The organism is Spirulina sp. CCY15215 (assembly GCF_016888125.1).
Taxonomy (GTDB): domain Bacteria; phylum Cyanobacteriota; class Cyanobacteriia; order Cyanobacteriales; family Spirulinaceae; genus CCY15215.
In genome coordinates, this window is record NZ_JACSWA010000185.1 from 1 (window position 1) to 5,213 (window position 5,213).

General features: G+C 40.2%; 14 protein-coding genes. 3 read left to right on the forward strand and 11 right to left on the reverse strand.

Annotated elements, in window-relative coordinates; translation table 11 throughout:
* The first annotated feature begins 34 nt into the window (after nucleotides 1-34).
* Nucleotides 35-352 carry a DUF433 domain-containing protein gene (locus JUI58_RS00950; RefSeq protein WP_204101873.1) on the forward strand — a complete coding sequence of 106 codons (318 nt, stop codon included), beginning with the start codon at nucleotides 35-37 and terminating at the stop codon, nucleotides 350-352.
* 159 nt (nucleotides 353-511) lie between these two features.
* On the opposite strand, the gene JUI58_RS00955 is transcribed toward JUI58_RS00950, so the two are convergent.
* The 4 genes from JUI58_RS00955 to JUI58_RS00970 are packed head-to-tail and all read right to left on the reverse strand — an operon-like array spanning nucleotide 512 to nucleotide 1,448.
* On the reverse strand, nucleotides 512-937 hold the full coding sequence (locus tag JUI58_RS00955; protein ID WP_204101874.1) for a hypothetical protein: 426 nt from the start codon (nucleotides 935-937) through the stop codon (nucleotides 512-514).
* Between the two features lie 3 nt (nucleotides 938-940).
* The gene (locus JUI58_RS00960) at nucleotides 941-1,114 is read right to left on the reverse strand and encodes a hypothetical protein (RefSeq protein WP_204101875.1); all 174 of its coding nucleotides are present in this window, start codon (nucleotides 1,112-1,114) and stop codon (nucleotides 941-943) included.
* A gap of 2 nt (nucleotides 1,115-1,116) precedes the next feature.
* Nucleotides 1,117-1,260, reverse strand: coding sequence for a hypothetical protein (locus JUI58_RS00965; RefSeq protein ID WP_204101876.1), 144 nt, complete (start codon nucleotides 1,258-1,260; stop codon nucleotides 1,117-1,119).
* Entirely contained in the window at nucleotides 1,239-1,448 is a 210-nt protein-coding gene (locus tag JUI58_RS00970) for a hypothetical protein (protein ID WP_204101877.1), read from the reverse strand. The genes JUI58_RS00965 and JUI58_RS00970 overlap by 22 nt, the downstream gene beginning before the upstream one ends.
* A 445-nt stretch (nucleotides 1,449-1,893) precedes the next feature.
* Between JUI58_RS00970 and JUI58_RS00975 the strand changes: the two genes are divergently transcribed.
* Both JUI58_RS00975 and JUI58_RS00980 read left to right on the forward strand, forming a co-directional pair.
* Complete coding sequence (locus tag JUI58_RS00975) at nucleotides 1,894-2,097, forward strand: type II toxin-antitoxin system HicB family antitoxin (RefSeq protein ID WP_204101878.1); 204 nt, start codon at nucleotides 1,894-1,896, stop codon at nucleotides 2,095-2,097.
* Nucleotides 2,094-2,303 (forward strand): type II toxin-antitoxin system HicA family toxin, encoded by a 210-nt coding sequence (locus JUI58_RS00980; protein WP_204101879.1) that lies wholly within the window; start codon nucleotides 2,094-2,096, stop codon nucleotides 2,301-2,303. Before JUI58_RS00975 ends, JUI58_RS00980 begins: the two co-directional genes overlap by 4 nt.
* Nucleotides 2,304-2,324: 21 nt before the next feature.
* Here JUI58_RS00980 and JUI58_RS00985 read toward each other — a convergent pair whose 3' ends face one another.
* The 7 genes from JUI58_RS00985 to JUI58_RS01015 form a co-directional block, all read right to left on the reverse strand.
* Complete coding sequence (locus JUI58_RS00985) at nucleotides 2,325-2,462, reverse strand: hypothetical protein (RefSeq protein WP_204101880.1); 138 nt, start codon at nucleotides 2,460-2,462, stop codon at nucleotides 2,325-2,327.
* A gap of 4 nt (nucleotides 2,463-2,466) precedes the next feature.
* On the reverse strand, nucleotides 2,467-2,763 hold the full coding sequence (locus JUI58_RS00990; protein WP_204101881.1) for a type II toxin-antitoxin system RelE/ParE family toxin: 297 nt from the start codon (nucleotides 2,761-2,763) through the stop codon (nucleotides 2,467-2,469).
* Between the two features lie 3 nt (nucleotides 2,764-2,766).
* Nucleotides 2,767-3,024 (reverse strand): type II toxin-antitoxin system ParD family antitoxin, encoded by a 258-nt coding sequence (locus JUI58_RS00995; protein ID WP_204101882.1) that lies wholly within the window; start codon nucleotides 3,022-3,024, stop codon nucleotides 2,767-2,769.
* 9 nt (nucleotides 3,025-3,033) lie between these two features.
* Nucleotides 3,034-3,183, reverse strand: a complete 150-nt coding sequence (locus tag JUI58_RS01000; protein ID WP_204101883.1) for a hypothetical protein — start codon at nucleotides 3,181-3,183, stop codon at nucleotides 3,034-3,036.
* Entirely contained in the window at nucleotides 3,155-3,436 is a 282-nt protein-coding gene (locus tag JUI58_RS01005) for a hypothetical protein (RefSeq protein WP_204101884.1), read from the reverse strand. Before JUI58_RS01005 ends, JUI58_RS01000 begins: the two co-directional genes overlap by 29 nt.
* 1 nt (nucleotide 3,437) lies before the next feature.
* Nucleotides 3,438-3,863: a hypothetical protein gene (locus tag JUI58_RS01010; protein ID WP_204101885.1), complete on the reverse strand. Its 426-nt coding sequence runs from the start codon at nucleotides 3,861-3,863 to the stop codon at nucleotides 3,438-3,440.
* A 289-nt stretch (nucleotides 3,864-4,152) separates the two neighbouring features.
* The coding region (locus JUI58_RS01015; protein ID WP_204101886.1) for a M23 family metallopeptidase at nucleotides 4,153-5,213 on the reverse strand (1,061 nt) is incomplete at its 5' end.

Genomic DNA, 5,213 nt, shown 5'->3' on the forward strand with positions numbered 1-5,213 from the left:
TAACCAAGATAAGACATAGGCGAATAAATTCGCCGTGTCGATTTTCTACCCCGCTCTAAAGAGACGGGGCTATCAATCTCCCGTTTTTTCTCGTATTGCCGGACATCGGATTCGGGTTCAAGATATTGTCGTTTGGCACGAACAAATGGGTCTTTCTCCAGACGAAATCGTGTCGCGTCATCCGACAATTACTCTAGCTGATGTATATGCAGCTTTGGCTTATTATCACGACAATTTTGACGAAATTCGGCGACACATCCGAGAAAGTGAAGAATTCGTGAGAGAATTGCAAGCAAAAATTCCTTCCAAGGTACAACAAAAATTAAGGGGACGGAATATTGGAAACAATTAGATTTCATTTGGACGAACAGGTAGAACGAGCAGTTGCAGAAGGTCTAATTGAGTTTATTTGAGAAATGCGATCGCTACTTGAGGATATGGAAGTGCGATCGCGTCGGTTTCTCGACATCATAAAAAGCGCGATCGCATCACTCCAAGAGTTACCAAAAAATCAAGAGGAAAGCGATCGCTCTGAATCAACTCTATCTAATTCTAGAAAACTATCGCACCATTCTCGTGCTATCGTATGCGATAAGGGACGATATAGAAGAGGATTGGCAAGTTCTTGAATAACGCGATCTATAATCGTTTCAAAGTTTTCTTCATAACTAATATCTTCCCGACATTCAACTGCATTTGCCCAATTTTCGACTGCTAAACATGATAGTTCTGTGTTGAGATAGCGGTTGAGAATAGAGATAATATGCTGACGATTGAGAACAGCGATAGATTCTTCACTATCCCATCCTAATTTATTTAAGGCTAATAGTATATTTTCCAGATTGCGATCGCACGCTAACAAGGATTCTAATAATTGCGATCGCCTTGTATTTTCTTGAGCAATTTGCTGGTATTGGTGGTTTTGAACGATACTCATAAACTATTCTCTATTGGGGTAAATGGTTTGGAGTTTGGGAAATTTTTCTTTCACATGAACGATTATGCCATCGGGATCGTAAGTTGTTTTGGTGTAATAGGTTGTTTTTCCTTCAATATCAATTAAATCGCGAATAACTTGCGGACGTTTATGGCAAGATATGCCATTTTTTGCCATTGTTACAGTGATGGATAGCGATCGCGTAACTTGGGAAAGGCGATCGCGCTTGTTTCTCTCTGCAATAAAAAATGCGATCGCTTCTCTTGGAAAAGGTCAGAGGTGCGATCGCATCGTACAATGGCTAATCGAGCTTGGGATGACAATCGACAAAAGATAATGCCTCTTCATCAAGGTAGCCAGCGATCGCCATTTCAATGACTGCCCAGACTGGATAGTCCATGTTTTCGGCTCGTATTTCTAGTCCGTGACGAATTGTTTCTGGTAATCCTTCTAAAAAGATTTGTGCTAATTCAGGTGAGAGATGTTTAGAAATAGTAGTTTGAGTTTGCATAGATTAATCCCTCGCTGGAATTTTAACGTTATAAGGTGGATTAACGGCTTGAATAATGAGACGTTCTAATTCTAATGATAGCTTCCTCCACTGAACAAAATCTAAAGTGTAAAAGGCAATTCTGATGTCTGTCGCGTTCAATTGCTCGATAAATGCCCAAAGTAAGGCTTTGTGACCTCCACGAAAGCGATCGCGCCTATTTCTCTTTTCAATAAAAAGCGCGATCGTGCAATTGTTTTAGAATCATATTGTTCTTTTCCATCAACAATAGAAAAGCGATTCTCGTAAACGAACGCTTCGCGATCGCTTCTCTTGGGAAAGATCAGAGGTGCAATCGCTTTTTCAAAAATGTTCTTTTGGGAAGGAAATGCGATCGCCTGCTAGAATGGGATAAGTCGTTCTTAGTCACTACGTTATAATGTAAGAACAATAATTATCTTGGATCATGAAAATTAAAGCAATTGTTCACGAAGCAGAAGAAGGAGGATATTGGGCAGAAGTTCCAGCACTTCCTGGATGTGTAACCGAGGGAGAAACTTGGGAAGAAGTGATAGAAAATTTACAAGAAGCTACACAAGGATGGTTAGAAGTTGCCAATGAAAGTCAGAAAAATAAGGATACCGATCGCATTGTGGAAATTGCAATATGAAATCAATTTCTGGAAAAACATTTTGTAAGATTTTGGAAAGAAAGGGCTGGATTTTGAAAAGAGTAAAAGGCAGTCATCATATTTATCAAAATCCCGAAAGCAATTCCATTGTTTCTGTTCCCGTCCATAGCAATAAAGATTTAAAGATTGGCACATTAGGCACTTTGATGAAAAATGCTAATGTATCAGAAAGTGATTTACAATAATTGCTCTTCTTCAATGAACTATCAACAATGCGATCGCATAACTTGGGAAAGGCGATCGCGTAACTTGGGAAAAGCGATCGCCTTTTTCAATGAACAATAGAAATGCGATCGCACTGGGGGAAATGGAGGAGGTGCGATCGCTTCTGATAGCCATTCCAATGTACTATTCTTGATTAAATAATGTTATTAGATCGCGTCTTCCGTGTACAACTCGGATGATTTCAACGACATTATCTGTAACTTGATAAAACAAAATGTATTCATCAATGACGATTCCTCTCAACCCGAGTTGCAAGCCATCATAGCGTTTTCCAATTGTCGGGAAAGTTCGTAATTTTTGACACCATTTCTCAAACTTACTAATAAATTTTTCTCCTGCTACAACGCTTGTTTCGGAAAAATAATCAATAATAACCTGCAAGTCTTGAATAGCAGGAGACGAAATAATATATTGTTTCATGGGCTAGAAAGCATCGGTTTTATGAAGGCGATCGCGCAGTTGAGCAATGACAATATCTCCATCTATGCTTTCGCCACATTCTAAAGCAGCTACCCCCTCCGAAATTTTGTGACGGGTTTCGCTCATCCACTGTTCGTAGTCTTGTTGGCGTTGTAGTAAATTTAAGGCTTGACTCAGAATATCATCTGCGGATTGATATTTGCCTTGTGCGAGTTGGGTTTGGATAAATGTTTCGTGTTCGGGCTTTAAGGTGATTTGCATGGGAAAATTTCATGATAGATTTGTGTCCATTATGGCATTTTCTTGGATTGTATTGATGCGATCGCACTGGGGGAAATGGAAGTGCGATCGCGTCTGTTTCTCTCTGCCATAAAAAATGCGATCGCGCTTTTCACAAAGAAGGAGATTTTGATTTTTCATAAGAATTTTCTTGAGGGATCGTTTTCTTCAATTTTTCTCCATTTTGTAAAATTCTCTCGAAGTCTTCGCCGTATTGTTCTTGTAGTGTTTCAGCTTCTAATCTAGCTAAATGAGTGGTTGCATCTGCCAATTGTAGAGAAATATTGAGACGTTTCAAAGGATTTTTTTCTTGCCAAAGCTCTCGAGCTAGCAAGTGAACGCGATACCGATAGGCTTGAAGAGAAGTAGAATCAATATGACGAGAATGAGTCATTTTATTTCTCAGCTATAATTGTATTAATTCTTAACAATACTCGTTCGGGTTCTAAATAGTTAAATAAAATCAGACTGAGTTCTGAATCTGTCATAATTTCAAACTCGTAACGAGCTTCGATAGGTTCTACTAATTCATGTTTAACCAGTGCTGTGTATTTTCCGGGTTTGAGATTATCAAAGTAAGCATCGGCAAACATTAAATCGACTACTTGTTCGTCGATCTTGCGATCGCCCTGATACAAAACAATAACGAAAGGAATACGATCGCTCTGTTTGACAATTGTATCATCTTGAGGAATGAACAATAAAAAATGCGATCGCTCTGATTCGGAAGAATAAAAAAAGCGATCGCGTCTCTTTATTGGGATTTTCTTGGGGAGGAAATGCGATCGAGTTTGGTGATTTTTGGGTGAAATATCGAACATTTGGGTTGATAAAATTGGGGTGTGTACCGGAAATGGGCGTATGCAATACGCCCCTACCCCAACATCGATTTTTGAACCCTACAAAACCTCCCAATTCTATCATTTTACCGTAGGGGTGCGGCGGCTTGCGCCCTTTTCGGATAACTTAGTTGTAGGGGTGCGGCCTTCAGGGGATTCACTTAGGCTGAAGTCCAGTCCATTTTGTGTCCTGCGTAACGCACCGCAACCCCCTTCATTTGGTGAGTTTAAATTGGTGCGTTGCGGTTTATGGGATTGGAGGCGCGATCCCCTACTCTTTAATCCCATTACGATATTTCCAGTAAGCGTGTAGTGGGCTAACAGTACGACCTAAGACATTTTCCACATTGCTATTATAGTTTCCTACTTTACCATTGATAATCTCATTCCATCCATATGAAGCGTTATAGCTATTAACAACAGCTAAGTGTAAATGATGCCGAGGAGCTTGACCATCTCCAGTGAGACCAATAGGTGTAGCTCCATTAACCTCATCACCAGGCTGAACATAAGCACCGTTGAGATGTCCGTACCACCATCGACGACCAGTGCGTTCATTATTATCATTCAGTTCATCAACGGCAATCCAATATCCATTAGGCATATGGTTTTCCACACGAACAACCTTACCTTTAGTTGCTGATTTAACAACTTTGTTTGGATCAGTATCAATGTCAATGCCGGAATGTGCGCCATATGTCGGTTCATATCCTTCATCATAAGCATAGCCAGCATTCACAGAGGAAGCATAGCCTAGTACAGCCTTAGATATATCCTGATAGATACTAAGAACCTCAGATGGCATTGTCTTAGTCCAAATATCACCACCAGTGTATCGCGCATATTGTCCATATTGAGCACTTGAGCCACCGATGCGATCCCACATTGTTTCAATGCTCTTACCCTGCCAGCCTGCTTTATTACTAAAGTAAGTAGTTAGAGCATTATCAATATTAGGATAATAGTTTCCTGTAGCAATTTCTTCCTCCAAATTTAACACAAGTTGATAATTTGTCTTTTCACCCGTCGCTGGCTCCACACGAATCTTGTAGGTGCTATTTGGCGCTAGACCCACAAAAGAATATGTCCCAGAGGGATCGTTATTACTGGAAGTAACAATATCCTTCTTAACACCCTGATTATTCACCTTCAGAACATTATTTTGATTGTCATACAAAACAACTTTGACATCGCCATCTAATTTTGCATCAGCCTCACCATTTTCATTCCGAATCGCAAACTGAAGCAGCCGCCCCACAGAATCCGTCGTGAAGGTATAAGCATCGCGATCGCTTGTCGGTAAACCCACATGATCATTAACCGTGATCCGTT